Below are 20212 nucleotides of genomic sequence, written 5' to 3' on the forward strand. Positions count from 1 at the left end.
GGTCCACCACCCGGCCGGCCGCCTCGCTCGCCGCGAGCTTGGCCGTCGAGGCCTTGGCGTGCAGGGTCTTGCGGTCGGTGTCCGGCTGATCCGCCTCCCAGGCGACCTGGTGGGTGTAGGCGCGGTTGACGGCGATGTCGACGGCACAGTCGGCGAGCATGCCCTGGATCAGCTGGAAGTCGGCGATCCGCGAGCCGAACTGACGCCGTTCCAGGGCCCAGTCACGGGCCAGCTCCAGCGCACGCTCCGCGGCGCCCGTCGTGCGGGCGGCGATCATGAGCCGTTCGTCGGTGAACCACTCCTTGGTGAGTTCGTAGCCGTTGCCGACGCCCCCGAGCACGTCCTCGTCGGGGACGAACACGTCCTCGAAGACGAACTCCGGGTGGCCGTTGACCGCGGAGTGCATGAACCGCGGTACGCGGGTCATCCGCACGCCCGGCGCCTGCTTGTCGACGAAGAAGAGCGTCGGCTGCCGCTCGGGGCCCGCGTCGGCCTGCACCAGCAGGAAGTCCGCGATGTCGCCGCAGGTGACGAACCACTTCTCCCCGTTGAGCAGCCAGCCGTCCTCGGCCCGGTCGGCTGTGCTGGTGCCGGAGCCGGGGTCCGACCCGGCATCGGGCTCGGTGACGGCGAAGGCGTCGAAACGCTCACCGCGGATGACGGGCAGCAGGTACTTCTCGCGCTGAGCCGGTGTGCCGTACGCCAGGACGTTGGCCGGGCGCCAGGGGATGTCCCACAGGCAGTTGGTGACCTTGCCGAACTCCTCCTCGACGATGACCTGGTCGAGCAGGCTGAGCCCGGCGCCGCCCCACTCCGCGGGCATGTTGATCGCGAACACGCCGGCGTCGATGGCCTCGCGGGTCAGCTCGCGGACGGTGTCGGCCGGCAGCGGTCCGCCGGCCTCCTCCGACGCGTTCTCGTACTCCATGAGCCGCTGGGAGTAGGCGGCGGCGCGGGCCTTGAGGTCGGCCTGCTGGGGGGTGTAGCGGAAGTCCATGGGCGTCCTTCTGGGCGTGATTGAGGGTGGTCGGGCGGGTCGGGCGGGCCAGGCAGGCCGGGTACGGCAGATCGGGCTGATCAGGCGAGTACGGCGCGCGCGTCCAGGGCGAGGGCGCCGTCCGGGCGGACCAGGAGGGGATTGACCTCGAGTTCGGCGAACTCGGGGTGGGCCGCGGCGACTTCCGTGACACGGGCGACGGCGTCGGCGGCCGCGGCGATGTCGACGGCGGGCCGGCCGCGGACACCCGCGAGCAGCCCGGCGGTGCGCAGCCCCCGCAGCAGCCGCTCCGCGCGTGCCGGTGGTACGGGAGCCAGCGCGAACGCGACATCGTGCAGGGTCTCGGTCAGGACGCCGCCGAGTCCGACCATCGCGACGGGACCGAAGCGGGGGTCCCGGTCGACGCCCACGATCAGCTCGACGCCGTCGGTGAGGTCGGCCATGGCCTCGACCGAGTAGGAAGGCGCGCCGAGCCGGGCGTGCATGTCCCGGTACGCGGCCAGCAGCGCGGCCGCGTCGGGCAGCCGCAGGGCGACACCGCCCGCGTCGGACTTGTGCAGCAGGTGCAGCGCCTTGAGGACGTACGGCCCGTCGAACTCGGCTGCCGCATCGAGGAGTTGGGACTCGTCGGTGATCTCGCGGGCTGGGGGGAAGCGTACGCCGGCGGCGGCGAGGAGTGCCCGTACGGAGTGGTAGCCGGGATCGGTCAGGGGCACGGCGGGCGGCGGCAGCGGCGGGATACCGGTCGGCTCGACGGGCTCGGTGACGGTGAGCGCGGCAAGGGCGCGCGCCGCGTCCTCGGTGGCGCCGAAGACGGGGATGCCGGCGTCGGCGAGGATCCGGCAACTGGGCGACGCGGGGTACATGGACTGCACGACGAGGGGCTTGGAGGACTCGGAGCGCAGTCGGGCGATCTCCTGGGCGGCCCGGACCTCGCCCTCGGACAGGGCCGTTCCGCCGCCGCCGAGACCGCCCGCCGAGGCGGCGTACCCCCCGAAGTAGCCGGTCATGAGGACCGCGTCGATCTCGTCGGTGGCCAGCAGGGCGCCGGCGGTGGCGGCGTACGAGCGGGGATCCTGCTCGCCCATTCCGGCCAGGTCCACGGGATTGCCGACGGCGGACTGCTCCCACAGCACGGTGCGCAGCCGGTTCTGCGCGCCGTCGCCGAGTTCGGGGACGTCGAGTCCGGCGGTTTCTGCCGCGTCGGCGGCGATGGCGCCGTGGCCGCCGCCGTCGGTGAGGATCGCGGTGCGCCGCCCGGCCCCGGGCCGCTGGGCGTCGAGGGCGGCCAGCACGACCGCCATCTCCCGGGGTGTGCTGACGAGGTGGACGCCCGCGTCACGGCAGGCGGCGGCGACGACGTCGGCGGAGGTCGTCAGGGCGCCGGTGTGGGACTGGGCGCTTCGGGCGGACGCGGTGCCGCGTCCCGCGGTGAGCAGCACGACGGGTTTACCCGCTGCGGCAGCGGCCTCGGTGAACGCGCGGCCGTCACCGAAGTCCTCGGCGTACACGGCGATGGCGGAGGTGCCGTCGTGGTGGGCGCAGTCTTCGACGAGGTCGACGAGGGTGATGTCGGCCTGGTTGCCGAGGGAGACGAAACGGGAGAAGCCACAGCCGTGCGGGGCGAGCCGGAGCTGGAGTTCGAGGGCGAGGTTGCCGCTCTGGCTGAGCAGCGCGACACCGCCGGGGGCGAAGGTGTCGGAGGCGAGATACAACTCGGTGGTGTTGTCGGCGATGCCGAGGCAGTTGGGGCCGACGAGGACGGCTCCGGCGTCGCGGACGCGGGCGGTGATCGCCTGCTGTCGGGCGAGGCCGGCGGCGCCGGTCTCGGCGAACCCGGCGGTGATGGCCACCAGGGCGCGGGCGCCGCAGGCCAACGCGTCGTCGACGGCTGCCTCGAACCCGGACCCGGGAACGGAGATGACGACCAGGTCGACCGGCTCACCGACGGCGGCGACGCTGGTGGCCGCGGTACGGCCCAGCACGGTGCCGCCTCGGCGGTTGACGAGGTGGACGGGGCGGCGCCCGAGGGCGCGCAGGGCCTGGGCGGCAATCGCGTGGCCGTATTTGGCGGGGTCGTCGCTGGCGCCGACCACGGCGACGGACTTGGGATCGAAGAGGGACGTCAGGTCCCGGCCAGGGATGCGGGGCATGTCACTTCTCCAGCCGGAGCGCGGAGTTGGGACAGCTGTCGGCGCAGGCGCGGGCGGCGCTCTCCTCGCCGGGCGGAACGTCCGCGGCGACGACGGAGGCGTAGCCCCACTCGTCGAGTTCGATCCGGTCCGGGGCGTGTTCCTGGCACAGGCCGTAGCCCTGGCACCGGGTGGAGTCCAAAAGGAGTTTCATGGTGGTCCTTTCGACGGTCCGTCTCAGGGACGGCGAGCGGGCGCGAGCGCGGCCGTGGGGACGTGGACGGGCAAGGAGTTGTCGGACACCTCGGGCACGGGGACGGTGAGGCGGGCGCCCGTGGCCACCGGATGTGCTTCCGCATGTGCACCCGGCGTGCCGGCAGCGGCGGCGCAGGCGGGGCAGGGGGCGGCGAGATGGGCGTCGACGAGGGCGGGGAAGGTGTGGAGCAGGCTGCCCGCGTTGCCGGCCGCGGCATCGAGGAGGCCGCAGGCGCCGCGGCCGGGCAGCCCCGCGGACCAGCGCCCCAGCGCGCCGACGACGTCGTCCGCGGCGGTCCCGGTGGACAGCCTCTGCAGGGCGTCGCGGATCGATCCCGAGCCGGCGACGCACACGCCGCACTGGCGGGCGCTCTCGGCGGCGAGGTGCGCGGCGGCCTCCGCGGCGGCGGTGACGGGACAGTCGTGCGGGCCGAGGAAGCGGACGGCGCCGCAACCCAGCGCGGTGCCCGCGTCCGCGAGACGGCCGGGGTCGACCGGCAGGTCGAGTGAGCGTTCGGCGACGAGACCGCCGAACAGCCCGCCCATGAGCGCGGCGTGGACGCCCGGGCCGCCGTGGGCGAGCGCCAGGCTGCGCAGGGTGGTGCCGTAGGGGACCTCGGTGAGCAGTGGGGCGACGCCGGCTCCGGAGAGGGTCATCAGGGTGGCGTCGGCGATCCGGCGGCCGAGGGCCGGACGGGCGGCGATGAGCGCGATGCGGGCGAGGGTCTCGACGTTGGAGACGAGAGTGGGCTCGTCGCCGACGCCTCGCTGGAACGGCCGGGGCGGCTTGGCGAGCGGCAGCGCCGGGCCGCCGTTGATGCGGCGCACCACCGCGGTCTCCTCGCCGGCGACATAAGTGTGCTCGGTCTCGACGATCTCGACGGGCAGGGGCGGAGGATGCTCCGCGAGGGCACGTCGCACGCGGACGGCCGCGGTGGGGTCGGCGAGGTAGACGTACGCGCGCCGGGCCCCGACGACGGCGGCCGCTCGTGCGAGTCCGTCGAGCACGAGGTGGGGGCGGGCCCGGAGCAGCCAGCGGTCCTTGACGGAGCCGGGTTCCCCTTCCTCGCCGTTGGCGACGACGACGGGGGCACCGCCGGCGTCACGCACGGCCGCCAGTTTGGTTGCGGTGGGAAAGCCGGCACCGCCGCGGCCGCGCAGCCCGTTCGCGGCAAGATGCCCGAGCAGCGCGTCGGGGGTGGTGGCTGCGCCGTATCCGCCGTGGGCGACGTACGCGGCGGCGGTTTCGAGACGGTCGGGCCGCGCGCCGAGGACCGTGCCGAGGTGGACGGACGCTTCGGGCAGCGGGCCGTGCTCGGGCCCTTCGGTGCCCGAGCCCTGGCAGGGCCCGGGCACAGGACCGTGACCGTGCACTTCGGTCGTGGGGCGGACGGCGGGCATCAGGGACCGGACGGCGGTCCGCGTGAGCGTGAGGGCTCGCGTCGTGGTCATGCGCGCCCTCCGGGGCGTGGGGTTGCGGGGTGGCCGGCGGGGTCGCCGGCGCGCAGGGTGCGCAGCGCGCACTCCAGGGCGCGGCGCTGCGGGGCCGTACGGGCATAGGCGCTCCCCGGGAGGCCGATGAGCATGTGGTGGTGGTCGAGGACCACCTCGGCGGCAATGCGGGCCGCGCGGCGGTCGCCCGGCCGGGTGCCGTCCGCGACACCGGTCACGAGGTCGGTCACTTCGGCGAGGTACCGCAGCCAGCTGCGTTCACTGCCGTGCAGGATCAGGCGCTGCACCCGGCGGTTCTCGACGGCGGATGCCGCCGGCGGACTGCGCAGGGCCGCCACGTTCGCGGGCAGTTCCCGTTCCGGCTCGGGCGTGAGGCCGAGCCAGACCAGACTCCGACGACCGCTCATGCGTGCCTCCGGTCAGAGGTGTGCGGACCCGGTCGATGCCGGGAGTGACCTGTGGGTGCCGAGAGCCCGGACGGGCCGGGTGCGGCGTGGTGCCGGGAGCCCGGGGCCACCGGGTGCCGGCGGGATGCCCGGAGGCCCCGAAGGGCCGGCGCCTCGGGCACCGCGAGAGGAGAGGGAGTCGCGAGAAGACAGGGAGTGAAGACAGAGGGGCCGTGACGAGTCGCGGCGAGGCCGGACGAGATGCGCCCGGGGCGGGCCGCGTTCGGAGACCGGCCCGTCGCGGCGACAACCAGAGACTAACTAACTGATTAGTCAGGCCGCAACCCTTGACAAGAAACAAGCCAGGTCCCCAGGCTAACTAATCAATCAGTCAGCGTTGGGCGCTCACCCTGGAGTCAGCCGATGCACGCGAAAGCCCCCGCCACTGCCCCCGCGACCACGGGCCCAGCCCCCGCCGCACCACCGGGTTCTCTCCCGTCCGCGGCCGCCGAGGCCGCCCCGCCCTCCCCCGGCGAGGCCGCCCCGCCCTCCCCCGGCGAGGCTCTGGCCGCCCGCTACTACACCGACCCGGCCGTCGCCGCCGACGAGAACCGGCACATTTTCGCCAAGTCCTGGCAGCTCGTGTGCCACGAGTCGGACCTGCCGGGCCCGGGCGCCCGGCTCACCGCGACCGCGGCCGGCCGCGAGGTCCTGGTCGTCCGCACCGAGGACGGCAGTCTCGCCGCTCATCTCAACGTCTGCCGGCACCGCGGCACCCGCCTGGTCTCCGCACCCGAGCCGGACGGCAAGGCCATCCGCTGCCCCTATCACGGCTGGACGTACAAGCTCGACGGCCGGCTCGTCGGCGCCCCGGAAGCCCGGCAGATCCCGTGCCTGGACAAGCCGAAGCTCGGGCTCTTCCCGGTCCGCGTCGAGTCGTTCCTCGGCTTCGTCTTCGTCAACCACGACCCCGGCGCCGTGCCGCTCGCCGAACAGTGCGCCGGACTCGCCGAGGCCGTGGGGCACTATGCGGGGACCGATCTGGTGCCGGTCGGCCGCAGCCGTATCCATGACCTCGACGGCGCCGAGGTACAGCACGCCAACTGGAAGGTGGCCGTCGACAACTACCTGGAGGGCTATCACGTACCGGTCGCCCACCCCGGCCTGATGCGGCTGCTCGACTACCAGGGCTACACCTGCGAGATCGACGAGTCCTACGCGCTGTTCGCCTCCCCGCTGCGCGACAAACCCTCGTCGAACTGGCCCGAGCGCCTCTACCAGCGCATCGCCGCTCCCATGCCCGGCCTGACCGAGGCCGATCGCCGGGTCTGGCGGTACGCGGTGATCTATCCGAACACACTCATCGACTTCTACCCCGACCATGTGCTTGCCTGGACCGCGATCCCCACGGGAGTCGACCGCGTCGCCGTACCCGGCGCGTTCTACACCCGGCGCGGCACTTCGCTGCGGACCCGCATCGCGCGGCGGCTCAACATCCACATCGGCTGGATCACCAACGACGAGGATGCCGAGCTCGTGGCCCGCGTACAGAAAGGACTCTCCACCCCGGGATTCGAACCGGGTCCGCTGTCCCGGCGCGAGTCGGCGGTCGGCTGGTTCGCCGGACGGGTACGGGCGGATCTCGCCGCGGATCCCCCGGACGGAACGGCCTGAGCCGCGAGCCGCAGCCACGGACGACGCCACCCGCCCCGGCACACCGGCTTCCCGCCCGCACCCGGCACCCCTCACGACACAACACCGCACCCGATTCCGAGCCGCGTCCACAACGGCACCGCCCCCGAACGGCGCCGGCTCCCAGGTCCCGCACGGCCCACGCCGCCCCACGTGTGCGCACGGACCCCAGCTCCCCTGATCCGTGTCCGTCCCCAGCACGGACCCCACGGAGAGGACCACCGATGTCCCCCGAGGCACTCCCCCTGTCCCGCCGATCCTTCCTGCGCACCGGTTCCGCCGCGGCGGCCGGGCTCTCTCTCGGCATCACCGCGGCCGGTTGCGGGTTCACCTCCGCCGCCCCGGCCGCACAGGAGACCAGCGACGAACCCATCGAGATGAAGATCGACGGCGACCTGGTGTACTTCAACTGGGCCGACTTCGTCGACCCGGCCATCTTCGCCGGGTTCGAGAAGGAGTACGGCGTGAAGGTCGTGCAGTCGAACTTCGACTCCATGGAAGGCATGGCCGCCAAGCTCAACGCCGGCAACCGCTACGACATCATCTTCCCGACCGCCAAGTGGGCCCAGCGGCTGACCGAAGGACACCGGCTGCGCCGTATCGATCACTCCCGGCTGCGCAACGCAGACGCCGTGCTCGCCCACTACGACTACTTCGCCGACCCCTGGTACGACCCCGGATCGCGGTACACCCTGCCGTTCACCATGTACAAGACGGGCATCGGCTGGCGGAAGGACAAGATCGGCGACGACCTGTCCGGCTCCTGGGACGACCTGTGGGCGCCGCGCGCGAAGGGCCGTGTCTTCGTACTGGACGACCGTGACGAGGTCCTCGGCATGGCCGCTCTGAAACTCGGCCTCGACATCTCCACCACCGACCCGGACGGCCTCGGTGAGATCACCGGGACGCTGCGCTCGCTCCGTCCCCATCTGCGCGGCTTCTCCAGCGACAGCTACAACAACCTGCTCACCGGCAACGCGGTCATGACACAGGCCTGGAGCGGTGACATGGCCGCCATGCTGAACCAGGCCGAGGACCCGTCGGTGTTCGGCTTCCAGACGGCGAGAGAAGGCGCGCCCGTCAACTCCGACTGCTACGCCATCCCGTCCGACGCTCCTCACCCCGGCACGGCGATGCTCTTCATCGACTACATGCTCCGCCCGGAGAACGTCCGCAAAAACATCGAGTACATCGGCTACCCGATGCCGGTCCACGGGACGGAGGACACCTACGCCGCGCTGGTCGAGCCCTTCCCCGAGTGCCTGGTCTCCTCCGACGACCTGAAGGACGACCTGTATTTCCGCAACGGCGACGCGCAGGGCGAACGGGCCCGGGACGCCGCCTGGACCCGCGTGAAAGCCGGCTGACGCCATGGCCGGCTCCAAGACACCGGTCCCGGCGCGGCCGGGGCCCGACACGCACCGCCTTCCTCTCGGGAAGGCCGCCGGGGAACCCGGCCCGGACGGTGCCCCGACGCAGCCCGCACGCACCGGCCCCTCCGCCGCGGGCAACCGTCTGTGGACCGTGCTGATGCTGCCCGGCACGCTGTGGATGGCCGCGTTCCTCATCGGCTCGCTGATCCTGGTCGCCACGCTGGCGTTCGGCACCACCGACCCGCTCGGCAACCCGCGCTTCGGCTTCAATCCGGAGAACTTCGCGGCACTCGCCGAACCGGCCTACCGGGCCGTGATGGTGCGCTCTCTCGGGTACGCACTGCTGACCTGTCTGATCTGTCTTCTCGTCGCGTATCCCGTCGCCTACGCGATCGCCCTGCACGGCGGGCGCTTCAAGACGCTCCTGATCGCCGCGATCGTCGTGCCGTTCTTCGCCAACTACCTGGTGCGCATGTACGGCTGGTCGGTGGTCCTGTCGGACGACGGACCGCTCCTGAAGGCGCTGCGCGGGATCGGGCTCGTCGGCGACGACGCCAAGGTCCTGCAGACCGGGGTCGGGGTCGTGGCGGGGCTCGTCTACGGCTTCGTCGTCTTCATGATCATCCCGCTGTACGCCGCGCTGGAGCGCATGGACGTGTCCCTGATCGAAGCGGGACGCGACCTCTACGGCGGTCCACTGCGGACCTTCGTCCACGTCACGCTCCCCGCCACGAGACAGGGCGCGGCCGCCGGCTGTGTCCTCGTGTTCCTGCCCGCCATGGGCGACTTCGTCAGCGCCCAGTTGATGGGAGGTCCCGACCAGATCATGATCGGCAACCTGATCCAGGACAAGTTCTTCCAGGGCCAGAACTGGCCGCTCGGCTCGGCGCTGACGATGCTGATGATGGCCGTGCTCTTCCTCGGCATGCTGGGCTATCTGCGGCGTGCCCGCAAGGACGAGGCGGAGGCGGTCCGATGACGGCCCGAGCCGCCGGCTCCCGGCGGACACGCCGCGGCACCGACCGCAGGCCCCGGTTCGCGATCGCCGTCACCGCCGCCTTCTTCGCACTGCTGTATCTGCCCATCGGCGTGGTGGTGCTCTTCTCCTTCAACTCGCAGAAGTCGCTGACCGTCTTCAAGGACTTCAGCCTGCGCTGGTACGGAGCGTTCTTCCGGGACCAGGTGCTGCTCGACTCGCTCGGCATGAGTCTGCGGGTGTCCCTGGTAGCCATGGCGGGCTCGCTGATCCTCGGTGTGACGCTCGCCCTCGGCCTGGTCCGCTGCCGGAGCCGGCTCGGTTCGCTGGCCGGTCTGATCATGCTCGTTCCGCTCGTCACGCCCGAGATCGTCACCGGCGTCGCGGCGATGCTCCTGTTCAAGGGCATCGGGATCCCACTGTCCACGGGCACGGTGATGCTGGCCGAGATCACCTTCTCGATCTCGTACGTGACCGTCATCCTGCGCTCCCGGATCGCGGCGCTGAACCCAGAGGTGGAGGAAGCGGCCATGGACCTCGGGGCGACGCGCTGGCAGTCGTTGCGGCTGGTCACCCTCCCCGCGCTGCTGCCCAGCATTCTGGCGTCCGCGGTGCTGATCTTCGCGCTGGTCTTCGACGACTTCGTACTCGCATACTTCACGACCGGTGTCGATCCGCAGCCGCTGTCCGTGCGCATCTACTCGGCCATCCGCTTCGGTGTGCAGCCGACCATCAACGCGGTCGGCACGCTGATGCTCGTCGGGTCGATCACCCTCATCGCCCTCGCGTTGTTCATTCCGCGCCTGTTCGGCCGGCGCGGCGGCCTCGATCTCCTCTCCGGGAAGTGACACCCGTGACCACGACGACCACGACCACAGCCGCCACGACCGGCACCGACGACGCGCCCGCCGTCCGGCTCGACAACATCTGCAGGAGCTACGGCGACTCCTACGCCGTCCGGGACCTGTGCCTGGACATCGCGCCGGGCGAGTTCTTCTCACTGCTCGGCCCTTCCGGCTGCGGCAAGACAACCTCACTGCGGATGATCGGCGGGTTCACCGATCCCACCGAGGGCGCGATCCTGCTGAGCGGCAAGGACGTCACCGCCCTGCCGCCGAACAAGCGGGACGTCAACACCGTCTTCCAGAGCTACGCCCTCTTCGACCACCTCTCGGTGGCCGACAACGTGGCCTTCGGCCTCAAACGCAGGGGTGTGGGCCGAGCCGAGATCCGCGAACGGGTCGCCACGATGCTGGACCGGGTGCAGCTGGGAAGCCTGGCGGACCGCAAGCCCGCCACCTTGTCCGGAGGCCAGCGCCAGCGCGTCGCTCTGGCCCGGGCGCTGGTCAACCGGCCGCAGGTGCTGCTGCTGGACGAGCCACTGGCCGCGCTGGACCTGCGGCTGCGTCGGCAGATGCAGGTCGAACTGAAGCAGATCCAGCGCGAGGTCGGCATCACGTTCGTCTTCGTCACCCACGACCAGGACGAGGCGCTGACCATGTCGGACCGGATGGCGGTGATGAACGAGGGCCGGGTGCAGCAGTGCGGCACACCCGAGGACGTCTACGAGCGGCCGGCGAACAGCTTCGTCGCCTCCTTCATGGGAACGTCCAATCTGGTGCCCGGCACCTATCGGGCCGGTGCGGTGGTCATGGACCAGGGCCCTGCGCTGCCCGTCGGCCCCCGGGAGGGAATCGCCGAGGAGAGCCGTGTGAATCTCGCGATCCGGCCAGAGAAGATCTGGCTGTCCGACCTCGGGCCGGGGATGGCGCGGGTGAACGGGGTCGTCCGGGAGACCGTGTACTCGGGTCCGACCACGACCTATCTGATCGAACTCGCGCCCGGCGTCACGGTGTCGGTGCTGGAGCAGAACACCGACCGTTCGCGGATGGAGGACCGCTGGAGCGGCGGCGAGCACGTGGAGATCGGCTGGCTGCCGGAGCACTGTCTGGTCCTCGACTGAGGCGCCCTCTTCCCCCGGATCGAGCTCGAACGAAGGAACGCTTCTCCATGCATCATGACGTGATCGTGCTCGGCGCCGGACTCGCCGGACTCGCCGCCGCGCGGGACCTCGCGGCCGGCGGCGCCGACGTGCTGGTCCTCGAGGCCCGTGACCGGGTCGGCGGCCGGGTCGAGCAGACATCCCTCCCCGACGGGCGGCTCGTCCAGCTGGGCGGCGAGGTCGTCGGCCGCGCCCACACCGCGTATCTGGCCCTGGCCGCCGAACTGGGTCTCACGCCGATTCCCAGCTATGTCGCCGAGCCGGGGGTCATCGCCAGGGCCACGCCCGAGGGCGTCTCGGCCGGGGACCCGCCGCACTGGTTCGGCCCCGGCGACGACGCCTGCCACCGCCGCGTCACCGGCGTCTTCGCCGCCCTCGCCCGGACCGTCGACCCCGACGACCCCTGGAGCCACCCCGAGGCCCCGTCCCTCGACAAGGTCTCCGTCGCCGACTGGCTGCGGGCCGAAGGCGCCTCCCCGAGCGTCGTACGCCTCTGGGAGATCGGCCAACTCGCCCTGGCGAGCGGGTCGTACGAGCGGACGTCCCTGCTGTCCGCCCTGCGCAAGCACGCGGCCGTGCCCGGCGGTGACCGGACAGCCGCGGGCGGGCACTCCTCGGACCAGGTCGAGCACTACGACTACGAGGACTGGGAGGGCCTGCGGATCGCGGAGGGCTCGGCAACCGTGGCCCTGCGCATGGCGGACGAACTCGGCGCACGCATCCGGCTCGGCGCGCAGGTCGAAGCCGTCGACGTCCGCCCCGCCGGCTGCTCGGTGCGCCTCTTCGGCGGCGAGAGAGTGACCGCGGACGCCGTGGTCAGCGCGCTTCCCGTCGGCCCGCTCCGGTCCATCGCCGTCACCGGGGTGTCGGACCGCCGGATCGCCTCGCTGCACCGCCAACGGCAGGCCGTGGCAGCCAAGTTCGCCGCCGCGTACGACAAGCCGTTCTGGCGGGAGTCCGGGTACAACGGTCTCTCCGAGTGCGAGGGCGTCCTCGGCAGCACGTGGCCGCAGAACGAGGGTGTGCTGTCGGCTCTCGTCCCGCCCGAACGGTACGGCGTGCTGCTGAGCACGCCCCAGGAGCGCAGAGAGCGGGAACTGCTGGCCGAGATCGCCCGCCTGTACGGCGACGACGCACACCGTCCGCTCCGTTGCTGGGTCCGTATGTGGGGCACCGATCCATGGACGCAGGGCTACGTCACGCAGTGGACACCCGGCGACGTCATGGCGGTCGGACCGCTGCACGGCACCCACGAACCGCCCTTCTACGTCTGCGGCTCGGACCAGTGGGTCGCCGGCTATATGGAGGGCGCGGTCCGTACCGGACGCGCCGCCGCGAAGGAGGCGTTGCGCCGTGGCTGAGCGACGACACCTCACCGTGCACAACCACATCGGCGGCGACGACCTGCCCGCCGCGACCGGTGCGACCATGCGTCTGACCGACCCGGTGACCGGCACCACCCGCCGCACGGCGCCCCTGTCGGGGCCGACGGACACCGACGCCGCCTGCGCGGCGGCAGCCTCGGCGTACGAGCGCTGGTCGGTGACGACGCCGGCGGAACGGCAGACCGCGCTGCTGCGCATCGCCGACGCACTGGAGGCGCACGCGGACGAGCTGGTCGCGGCGGAGACGGCGGACACCGGCAAGCCGTCGGAGCTGTTCCGCTCCGACGAACTGCCCGCGATCGTCGACACCGTGCGGTTCTTCGCCGGCGCCGCCCGGAATCTGCCAGGTGCCGCCGCAGGCGAGTACACCGAGGGGCGGACCTCGTTGCTGCGCCGTGAGGCGGTCGGCGTCTGCGCCCAGATCACCCCCTGGAACTATCCGCTGATGATGGCGGTGTGGAAGGTGGCACCGGCGATCGCCGCCGGGAACACGAGTGTTCTCAAACCGGCGGACACCACACCGTCGTCGTCCGTGCTGCTGGCCCGTATCGCCGCGGAGCACCTGCCGCCGGGCGTACTCAACGTGGTGTGCGGCGACCGTGACACCGGGCGGGCGCTCGTCACGCACCCGGCGGTCCGGCTGATCGCGGTCACCGGCAGTGTGCGGGCGGGGCGCGAGATCGCCACCGCCGCGGCCGCCGACCTGAAGCGCGTGCACCTGGAACTGGGCGGGAACGCCCCCGTCATCGTGCACGACGACGCCGATGTGGAGTCGGCGGCCGCGCAACTGGCGGCAGTCGCGTACTACAACGCGGGCCAGGACTGCACGGCGCCGACACGGCTGCTGGTCCATGCGTCGCTCCACGACGCCTTCGTCGACGCGTTCGCCGCCCATGCGTCGGCGCTGCGGCCGGGAGTCGACTTCGGCCCGCTCAACAGCGCGGGCCGGCTCGCCGACGTGGAGGGCCTGCTGAGCAGACTGCCGGGCCGGGCGAAGGTCCCACTGGGCGGCACGCGCATCGAAGGGCCCGGCTGCTTCCACGCCGCGACGGTGGTCACCGGGGTCCGTCAGGACGACGAGATCGTGCAGGAGGAGATCTTCGGCCCCGTCGTCACCGTTCAGTCCTTCACCGACGAGCAGGAGGCTCTGCGACTCGCGAACGACACCCGCTACGGCCTCGCGGCGAGCGTCTGGACCGCCGATCACGACCGCGCCATGCGGGCGACGCGAGCGCTGCACACGGGCATCGTGTGGGTGAACACGCACGGGACCACGGTGTCGGAGATGCCGCACGGCGGCGTGCGGCACTCCGGATACGGCAGCGATCTTTCGATGGCGGGGCTGCTGGACTACACGCAGGTCAAACACGTGATGCTGTGAATGAACGCCATGCTGTGAACGGGCACCACCCGCCGGGAGCAGGTGGCGGCCCGTGTCAGCGCAGCGGGTCTTCGACCTTCGCCGCGGAGAGCAGCTCGAGCGAGAGGTCCCACAGCTGTGCCGCCAGGGCATGCCGGCGTGCCGTGCGGCTGGGCGTCTCCGGTCCGGCGGGCCCGAAGGCGAGCCGGCGCGGACCGTAGAGGGTGCCGTTGCGTGCGGCCGGGTCGGTCGCGGCGCGCAGTGTCGGCCAGGCACCGGCGGCGGCGGGCTGCGCGGCGACCCTGTCGAACAGGGAGAGCACCCGGGCCTGTACGCCGGTGTCCTTGCCGAGCTCGGTGGCCGCGTAGCCGGGGTGCGCGGCGAGGGACAGTGCGCCGCGGCCCTCGTTTCGGCGGGCGAGTTCGGCGGCGAAGAGCATGTTGGCCAGCTTGGACTGGAAGTAGGCGATCCAACGGTTGTAGCGGCCGTGCTCGAAGTTCAGGTCGTCCAGCCGGATACGGCCGGGGCGGTGTCCCATGCTGGTGAGGGTCACGACACGGGCGCCCGGTGTGGCGTTCAGCCGCGGCAGCAGCCGGAGCGTGAGGGCCATGTGGCCCAGGTGGTTCACACCGAACTGGGTCTCGAAGCCGTCGGCTGTCCGGGAGCGGGGCACGGCCATCAGGCCCGCGTTGTTGATGAGCAGGTCGACGCGCTCGTCCGGCAGGTCTTCGGTGAATCGCGCGATCGACTCCTGGTCGGCGAGGTCCAGCGGTGCCGTGCGCAGGCGGGTGGGTTCGATGCCGAGGCCGACCAGCGACCGGCGTGCGGCTGCGGCCTTCTCCTCGTTGCGGCAGGCCATCACCACAGTCGCCCCTTGCCTCGCGAGGACGCGGGTGGTGTGGAGCCCGAGTCCGGTGTTCGCACCGGTCACCACGGCGAGGGTGCCGTCGGCGAGGCGGGGGACGTGTTCTTCGGTCCAGCCGGTCATGGCGCATCTCCTTAACATGAACTCAGGTTCACCATCTATAGTGAACCTGAGTTCATGTTCGGTCAAGCAGGCGACAAGCAGGCAACAAGCATCCAGCGGGAGACTCCAGTGGTCCGTGCCGACTCACTGCGCAATCGGGAACGCATCCTCACCGCCGCCGGCGCTCTGCTCGCCGCCCGGGGCGAGGGCGTGGGGATGGACGAGATCGCCGCGGAAGCCGGGGTGGCCGTAGGGACGCTGTACCGCCACTTCCCCACGAAGTCCGATCTGATCGCCGCTGCCCTGGCCGAACTCACCGAGCGACTGGTCGCCGATGTCCGGTCCGCGGCCGACCGGGTGGACAACGGTGCCGACCCGGTCGCGGAACTCCGCGGCCTGCTCGAGTGGCTGATCACCAAACCGGCCGCTGACAAAGCGATCAAGGCGGCCGCGACCGGACTCGCCTCCGACGCCCTGCAGGAGATGGAGAGCCGCGGTTTCGCCGAACTGGACCGCATCACCGCCGTCGCACACGCCCGCGGCCTCCTCCACCCGGACATCACCACGGCGGACTTCGCCCTCATCGCCGCCACGGCGCCCGACGACACCCTGCCCGCGGCGGCCCGCGACCGCTGGATCGAACTGGCGCTCCGCTCGGTCCTGGCCTGACACCGACAGGGCACGCGAACCGACGTCACGGCCACCGCCCCGGACAGGGCCCAAGTGGTCGGGGTTCACCGAGGTGGCGATACCAGGCCTACCTCGTAGGCCGTGATGACGAGTTGGACCCGGTCGCGGGCTTCGAGTTTGGCGAGTAGCCGCGCTATGTGTGCCTTTGCGGTGGCCACGCTGATGTAGAGATGAGCGGCGATCTCGCTGTTGGACATGCCGCGTCCGACGAGGGTCAGTACCTCGCGTTCCCGCTCGGTGATGTTCCCGACCGGTCGTGGATGCGGGGCCGGTTCGGGGCGGGCGGCGAACTCTGCGATCAGGCGGCGTGTCACGCTCGGTGCAATCAGGGCGTCCCCTGCGGCGACCACGCGGATCGCCACGAGGATGTCGTCCAGCGCCATGTCCTTGACGAGGAACCCGCTCGCACCTGCTCGGAGCGCGCCGTAGATGTACTCGTCATCATCGAACGTGGTGAGGACGAGGACGCGCGTCGCCCCGCCGGATGCCGTAATCATCCCGGTGGCCTCGATGCCGTCCATGCCGGGCATGCGGATGTCCATGACTGCCACATCGGGCTCGGCGTCGCGGACCAACTGGACCGCTTCGGCGCCGGTTCCGGCCTCTCCCACGACGTCGATGTCGGGAGCATCGGCCATCAGAACGCGCAGGCCGTTGCGGACGAGCGGCTGGTCGTCGGCGAGCACAACGCGGACCGTCATCAGATGTGTACTCCTTCGGGGAGGGGAAGCCGGGCCGCCACGCGAAAGCCGCCCTCGGGCCGTGGCCCGGCGGTGAACTGGCCGCGCAGCAGGCCGGCGCGTTCCCTCATTCCGGTGATGCCGTATCCGGTGCCGGAGGTGATGCCGCCGCGGCCGTCGTCAGCGACCTCGATAATCAGTTCGCCGTCGTGACAGCCGATGGTGACGCGGCAGTCGGGTGTGTCCGCGTGGCGTACGACGTTGGTGAGGGCCTCCTGGACGATCCGGAAGGCGGCCATGTCGATATCAGGAGGCAGGGGGTGTCGTTCTCCGAGCCATCGCACGTCGACATGGACGCCGGCGTTCCTCGTCGACGCGGCCAGCCGCTCGAGATCGGCCAGCCCCGGGGCCGGCTCGCGTGGCGAGGCCTCCGGCCCGGCGCCCGGTTCGGCGCGACGCAGTCCGCCCAGAGTGCGCCGCAGCCCGGCGAGGGTCTCCCTGCCGGTGTCCTCGATGGTGGCCAGCGCGTTGCGGGCTTCGTCCGGCTGCGTGTCGATGACCCGGCGGCCCACGCCCGCCTGGATGGCGATGACGCCGATACTGTGCGCGATCATGTCGTGCAGCTCGCGGGCGATCCGGAGCCGTTCGGCGGCGACGGCCTGGGCGGCGGCCTGGGCGGCGGCCTGGGAGCGCAGCGCCGCGGCGTGCTCGCGGCGTTCGCGAACCGAATGGCCCGTCATCCAGGCGGCGGCGAGCGCGAGAACGAGGACCACGACCGCACGGGCGAAGCCGTCCGTCCCCGTCCCGAGGCCCGCGGCGACGGCGACCTGCACGCCGAGCGTCATCACGGCAGCCGTGACCGCGATGCGGCGAGGCCGGGTGGCCACGATGTGTCCGACGGCGAGATCGTTCGCCAGAACCAGCAGATATACGACTTGCCAGAACGGGCTTGTCGTCGCCGTGAAGTACGTGCCGAGAAGCATCGGCGCCAAGGCCGGCAGTGGGTGGCGGCGCAGCAGTCCGAGAGGCAGGACCGTGACCGCAGCCGCTGAGAGAGACGGCAAGGCGGGGGAGTCGAAAGGCGTGCCGCGTGCCGCGAAGAACAGTGCGAACGGGTAGGCGATGGCCCCGCACCAGGCCAGAGCCGCCCGCGCGGCCGGCCGCAGGTGCCAGGACAGCAGGGGTCGCGGCTTGGCGGACATGAGGCGATCGTAACCGCCTGAACAGCGGCGGAAATTGGCCTGCGGGCGTACGCCCACGGGATACAAGCTTTCCCGCGAGTGCAGCCGACGGGCCGTTGCCGGGCGGAGTGACTCCCCGGCACCGTTGGCCGGGTGATCGAAGTCAAGAAACTGACCAAGCGATACGGCAGGACCACTGCCGTCAACGGCCTGACCTTCACCGTGCGCCCCGGGCACGTCACCGGATTCCTCGGACCCAACGGCGCCGGAAAGAGCACCACTCTGCGGATGCTCCTCGGCCTGACCGAACCAACCAGCGGCACCGCCACCGTCGACGGCCACCTGTTCCGGGACCACCCGCGCGGCATGCGCCACGTCGGCGCCCTGCTCGATGCCCATGACGTCCACGGCGGACGCAGCGCAGCGGCCTACCTGTCCGCCCTGGCCCGCAGCAACGGCATCCCGCGGCGGCGGGTGGACGAGGTCCTTGAGGAAGTCGGACTGGCTCCCGTGTCCCGGCGCCGCATCGACGGGTTCTCCCTGGGCATGAAGCAACGGCTCGGCATCGCCACGGCACTGCTCGGCGACCCCCCGGTGCTGCTGTTCGACGAGCCGGTCAACGGCCTGGACCCGGAGGGCGTGCGGTGGGTACGCGGCCTGTTCAGGCGGCTGGCCGCCGAGGGACGCACCGTGTTCGTCTCCAGCCATCTGATGAGCGAGATGCAGAACACCGCCGAGCATCTGATCGTCATCGGCCGGGGCGAGCTGATCGCCGACGAGAGCGTGACGGAGTTCGCGGCCCGCGGCACCCGCCGGAGCGTGACCGTGAGGACGCCCGACGCCACCGCGCTGGCAGCTGTGCTCAAGGCCGAGGGCGCTTCACTGCAGCAGGACGGCTCGGGCGCAGAGGAGCCGCTCACCGTGTCCGGCCTGAGTGCGGCTCGCATCGGGGAGCTCGCCTTCCACCACCGCATCGTGCTCCTTGAACTGGCCACCCGCACCTCCTCGCTGGAGGAGGCATTCATGGAACTCACCGCCGACAGCGTCGAATACCTCGCAGGAGAATCCCGATGACCCCGACCACCACGCAGCCGGCGGCCGTATCCACCGCCGTACGCGCCCCCGTGCCCCGCGCCCGCTTCCGGGACCTCCTCGCCGCCGAGTGGATCAAGCTGTGGTCGCTGCGCTCCTATGCCTGGGCGTTCGGGGCCAGTGCGCTGGTCGTCATCGGAATCAACATCAGCGCCGCCGTCGCCGACTACAAGAACTGGCCGACCTACAACGAAGGGATCCGGGCCCTCTTCGTCCCGATCTGGGCCATGCGGGACGCCTTCACCATCGGCGCCTCCATGGTCCTGATCCTCGCCACCGGCAGCATCGGTGCCCTCATGATGGTCGGCGAGTACAGCACCGGACAGATCCGTACGACCTTTGCCGCCGTACCGGCCCGCCGTTCGGTCGTGGCGGCCAAGATGGCCGTCGTGACGGCAGTCATGGTCGTCTACGGCACGGTCGTCGCGGGGACCTCGTTCGGCGTGACGCAGGCCGTCCTGTCCGGTCGGGACATCGGCCTGTCCCTCGACCACCCCGGCGCGTTCCGCGCCGTGGTCGCGTCCGCCCTGCTCGCGCCGGTTTGCGCGCTCATCGGCATGGGCCTCGGCGCCCTCATCCGGCACACCGCGACCACCATCGTGACGTACACCGGCATCCTTCTGCTGCTGCCGTTTCTTCTCAACGACCGCCACCGCTGGTCGTCCGCCATCCTTCACGCGCTGCCCCACAGCGCGTGGGAACGACTGGTGCAGGTGGGCGACCCCTTCGAATCGGCGCCCTACCCGGCGACCCTCAGCGGGTCGTGGATCGTGTACGCGGCCTGGCCACTCGCCGCAGCGGTCATCGCCATGACCGCTGTCCGCCGCCGCGACCTATGAGCGCGCAAGCCCCACGCCACTGCTTACAAGGCCCGCACGTCCACCGAGGGCGGACCTGCTGGATGCACGCGGGATCATGCAGCAGCCCGCTCGACGAATCCGAAGTAGCCGGTCCCCGGATCAGCCCGTGGCGGGTTCCCGGCTGTCCGGGTCATGCTCCAGAGAGATGTCGGTGGACTTGACGAGCGCCACGACGGAGGTGCCGGCCGCGAGGCCGAGGTCCGAGGCCGCGTCCTTGGTGATGGCTGCGGTGAGACTGCCGCCTTCGATGTCCATCTTGACACTGGCCATGGCGCCCCCGCTCGACACCTCGCTCACCGTGCCGGGCATCTGGTTGCGGATGCTCACGCCGTCCACGGGGGCGGTGGCCAGGGCCACTTCGGTGGCCTTCACCAGGATGCGCACCGTGGCACCTTCAGCGAGACCGAGATCATGGACGGCGTCGGCCGTGATGGCGGCGGTGACGTTCTGGCCGCCCTCGAGGCGGACCTTGACGGCCGCCATGGCTTCGCCCGTGGTGATCGACGTGACGGTGCCGGGAAGCTGATTACGCATGCTCAGGCTCATGAACGAACGCCCCATCCTGCACTGAAGAGCCGGGTTTACACACCCTTTCAGCACTGTAACCCCGCCCCCGCGGATCATTTCCCGCCACGCGCCGCCCGCGCGAGGAGGGCGACGCCGATCGTTTGGCCGTTCCTCCAAGCGATCTGGCATTTGCGACGAAGAACCAACGGATCGGTTGTATTTGAG

19 protein-coding genes are annotated in these 20212 nt (G+C 71.4%); 10 read left to right on the forward strand and 9 right to left on the reverse strand.

Annotated features, from left to right (window positions below):
• From ABZ070_RS01675 to ABZ070_RS01695, 5 genes are all read right to left on the reverse strand, one after another.
• Window positions 1–997: acyl-CoA dehydrogenase family protein (locus ABZ070_RS01675; RefSeq protein ID WP_356628755.1), on the reverse strand; the 997-nt coding region annotated here is incomplete at its 3' end.
• Window positions 998–1077: 80 nt separating this feature from the next.
• Complete coding sequence (locus tag ABZ070_RS01680; protein ID WP_356628757.1) at window positions 1078–3150, reverse strand: acetate--CoA ligase family protein; 2073 nt, start codon at window positions 3148–3150, stop codon at window positions 1078–1080.
• A gap of 1 nt (window position 3151) precedes the next feature.
• Window positions 3152–3343: a ferredoxin gene (locus ABZ070_RS01685; protein WP_356628759.1), complete on the reverse strand. Its 192-nt coding sequence runs from the start codon at window positions 3341–3343 to the stop codon at window positions 3152–3154.
• Window positions 3344–3366: 23 nt separating this feature from the next.
• Window positions 3367–4836, reverse strand: coding sequence for an NADH-ubiquinone oxidoreductase-F iron-sulfur binding region domain-containing protein (locus tag ABZ070_RS01690; protein WP_356628761.1), 1470 nt, complete (start codon window positions 4834–4836; stop codon window positions 3367–3369).
• Entirely contained in the window at window positions 4833–5243 is a 411-nt protein-coding gene (locus ABZ070_RS01695) for a hypothetical protein (RefSeq protein WP_356628763.1), read from the reverse strand. The genes ABZ070_RS01690 and ABZ070_RS01695 overlap by 4 nt, the downstream gene beginning before the upstream one ends.
• A 402-nt stretch (window positions 5244–5645) precedes the next feature.
• On the opposite strand from ABZ070_RS01695, the gene ABZ070_RS01700 reads away from it, so the two are divergent.
• The 7 genes from ABZ070_RS01700 (at window position 5646) to ABZ070_RS01730 (ending at window position 14031) form a co-directional block, all read left to right on the forward strand.
• The gene (locus ABZ070_RS01700; RefSeq protein WP_356628765.1) at window positions 5646–6896 is read left to right on the forward strand and encodes an aromatic ring-hydroxylating dioxygenase subunit alpha; all 1251 of its coding nucleotides are present in this window, start codon (window positions 5646–5648) and stop codon (window positions 6894–6896) included.
• Between the two features lie 242 nt (window positions 6897–7138).
• Complete coding sequence (locus ABZ070_RS01705) at window positions 7139–8281, forward strand: extracellular solute-binding protein (RefSeq protein ID WP_356628767.1); 1143 nt, start codon at window positions 7139–7141, stop codon at window positions 8279–8281.
• A 4-nt stretch (window positions 8282–8285) separates the two neighbouring features.
• Window positions 8286–9266: an ABC transporter permease gene (locus tag ABZ070_RS01710; RefSeq protein ID WP_356628769.1), complete on the forward strand. Its 981-nt coding sequence runs from the start codon at window positions 8286–8288 to the stop codon at window positions 9264–9266.
• On the forward strand, window positions 9263–10111 hold the full coding sequence (locus ABZ070_RS01715; RefSeq protein WP_356628771.1) for an ABC transporter permease: 849 nt from the start codon (window positions 9263–9265) through the stop codon (window positions 10109–10111). The genes ABZ070_RS01710 and ABZ070_RS01715 overlap by 4 nt, the downstream gene beginning before the upstream one ends.
• Before the next feature lie 5 nt (window positions 10112–10116).
• Window positions 10117–11226: an ABC transporter ATP-binding protein gene (locus ABZ070_RS01720; RefSeq protein WP_356628773.1), complete on the forward strand. Its 1110-nt coding sequence runs from the start codon at window positions 10117–10119 to the stop codon at window positions 11224–11226.
• Between the two features lie 47 nt (window positions 11227–11273).
• Window positions 11274–12626, forward strand: a complete 1353-nt coding sequence (locus ABZ070_RS01725) for an NAD(P)/FAD-dependent oxidoreductase (RefSeq protein WP_356628775.1) — start codon at window positions 11274–11276, stop codon at window positions 12624–12626.
• Window positions 12619–14031: an aminobutyraldehyde dehydrogenase gene (locus tag ABZ070_RS01730; protein WP_356628777.1), complete on the forward strand. Its 1413-nt coding sequence runs from the start codon at window positions 12619–12621 to the stop codon at window positions 14029–14031. The genes ABZ070_RS01725 and ABZ070_RS01730 overlap by 8 nt, the downstream gene beginning before the upstream one ends.
• 55 nt (window positions 14032–14086) lie before the next feature.
• On the opposite strand, the gene ABZ070_RS01735 is transcribed toward ABZ070_RS01730, so the two are convergent.
• The gene (locus ABZ070_RS01735) at window positions 14087–14998 is read right to left on the reverse strand and encodes an oxidoreductase (RefSeq protein WP_356628779.1); all 912 of its coding nucleotides are present in this window, start codon (window positions 14996–14998) and stop codon (window positions 14087–14089) included.
• Window positions 14999–15052: 54 nt separating this feature from the next.
• Between ABZ070_RS01735 and ABZ070_RS01740 the strand changes: the two genes are divergently transcribed.
• On the forward strand, window positions 15053–15646 hold the full coding sequence (locus tag ABZ070_RS01740) for a helix-turn-helix domain-containing protein (RefSeq protein ID WP_356628781.1): 594 nt from the start codon (window positions 15053–15055) through the stop codon (window positions 15644–15646).
• Window positions 15647–15711: 65 nt separating this feature from the next.
• On the opposite strand, the gene ABZ070_RS01745 is transcribed toward ABZ070_RS01740, so the two are convergent.
• A complete protein-coding gene (locus tag ABZ070_RS01745) occupies window positions 15712–16368 on the reverse strand; it encodes a response regulator transcription factor (protein WP_356628783.1) in 657 nt (218 codons plus the stop codon).
• A complete protein-coding gene (locus ABZ070_RS01750) occupies window positions 16368–17549 on the reverse strand; it encodes a sensor histidine kinase (RefSeq protein WP_356628785.1) in 1182 nt (393 codons plus the stop codon). The genes ABZ070_RS01745 and ABZ070_RS01750 overlap by 1 nt, the downstream gene beginning before the upstream one ends.
• Window positions 17550–17681: 132 nt before the next feature.
• Between ABZ070_RS01750 and ABZ070_RS01755 the strand changes: the two genes are divergently transcribed.
• Together ABZ070_RS01755 and ABZ070_RS01760 are read left to right on the forward strand one after the other, a co-directional pair.
• Window positions 17682–18602 carry an ATP-binding cassette domain-containing protein gene (locus tag ABZ070_RS01755; RefSeq protein WP_356628787.1) on the forward strand — a complete coding sequence of 307 codons (921 nt, stop codon included), beginning with the start codon at window positions 17682–17684 and terminating at the stop codon, window positions 18600–18602.
• Entirely contained in the window at window positions 18599–19459 is an 861-nt protein-coding gene (locus ABZ070_RS01760) for an ABC transporter permease (protein WP_356628789.1), read from the forward strand. Before ABZ070_RS01755 ends, ABZ070_RS01760 begins: the two co-directional genes overlap by 4 nt.
• A 120-nt stretch (window positions 19460–19579) precedes the next feature.
• Here the strand turns inward: ABZ070_RS01760 and ABZ070_RS01765 are convergent, their stop codons facing one another.
• A complete protein-coding gene (locus tag ABZ070_RS01765) occupies window positions 19580–20026 on the reverse strand; it encodes a TOBE domain-containing protein (protein ID WP_356628791.1) in 447 nt (148 codons plus the stop codon).
• Between the last annotated feature and the right edge of the window lie 186 nt (window positions 20027–20212).

The organism is Streptomyces sp. NPDC006283 (assembly GCF_040613325.1).
Taxonomy (GTDB): domain Bacteria; phylum Actinomycetota; class Actinomycetes; order Streptomycetales; family Streptomycetaceae; genus Streptomyces.

What these genes read in the sequence shown, in the direction of transcription:
- ABZ070_RS01765 (WP_356628791.1), bottom strand. Translation starts at nt 20,026, where the DNA reads ATGAGCCTGAGCATGCGTAATCAGCTTCCCGGCACCGTCACGTCGATC.
- ABZ070_RS01760 (WP_356628789.1), top strand. Translation starts at nt 18,599, where the DNA reads ATGACCCCGACCACCACGCAGCCGGCGGCCGTATCCACCGCCGTACGC.
- ABZ070_RS01705 (WP_356628767.1), top strand. Translation starts at nt 7,139, where the DNA reads ATGTCCCCCGAGGCACTCCCCCTGTCCCGCCGATCCTTCCTGCGCACC.
- ABZ070_RS01700 (WP_356628765.1), top strand. Translation starts at nt 5,646, where the DNA reads ATGCACGCGAAAGCCCCCGCCACTGCCCCCGCGACCACGGGCCCAGCC.
- ABZ070_RS01740 (WP_356628781.1), top strand. Translation starts at nt 15,053, where the DNA reads ATGTTCGGTCAAGCAGGCGACAAGCAGGCAACAAGCATCCAGCGGGAG.
- ABZ070_RS01745 (WP_356628783.1), bottom strand. Translation starts at nt 16,368, where the DNA reads ATGACGGTCCGCGTTGTGCTCGCCGACGACCAGCCGCTCGTCCGCAAC.
- ABZ070_RS01735 (WP_356628779.1), bottom strand. Translation starts at nt 14,998, where the DNA reads ATGACCGGCTGGACCGAAGAACACGTCCCCCGCCTCGCCGACGGCACC.
- ABZ070_RS01680 (WP_356628757.1), bottom strand. Translation starts at nt 3,150, where the DNA reads ATGCCCCGCATCCCTGGCCGGGACCTGACGTCCCTCTTCGATCCCAAG.
- ABZ070_RS01750 (WP_356628785.1), bottom strand. Translation starts at nt 17,549, where the DNA reads ATGTCCGCCAAGCCGCGACCCCTGCTGTCCTGGCACCTGCGGCCGGCC.
- ABZ070_RS01695 (WP_356628763.1), bottom strand. Translation starts at nt 5,243, where the DNA reads ATGAGCGGTCGTCGGAGTCTGGTCTGGCTCGGCCTCACGCCCGAGCCG.
- ABZ070_RS01715 (WP_356628771.1), top strand. Translation starts at nt 9,263, where the DNA reads ATGACGGCCCGAGCCGCCGGCTCCCGGCGGACACGCCGCGGCACCGAC.
- ABZ070_RS01710 (WP_356628769.1), top strand. Translation starts at nt 8,286, where the DNA reads ATGGCCGGCTCCAAGACACCGGTCCCGGCGCGGCCGGGGCCCGACACG.
- ABZ070_RS01685 (WP_356628759.1), bottom strand. Translation starts at nt 3,343, where the DNA reads ATGAAACTCCTTTTGGACTCCACCCGGTGCCAGGGCTACGGCCTGTGC.
- ABZ070_RS01690 (WP_356628761.1), bottom strand. Translation starts at nt 4,836, where the DNA reads ATGACCACGACGCGAGCCCTCACGCTCACGCGGACCGCCGTCCGGTCC.
- ABZ070_RS01725 (WP_356628775.1), top strand. Translation starts at nt 11,274, where the DNA reads ATGCATCATGACGTGATCGTGCTCGGCGCCGGACTCGCCGGACTCGCC.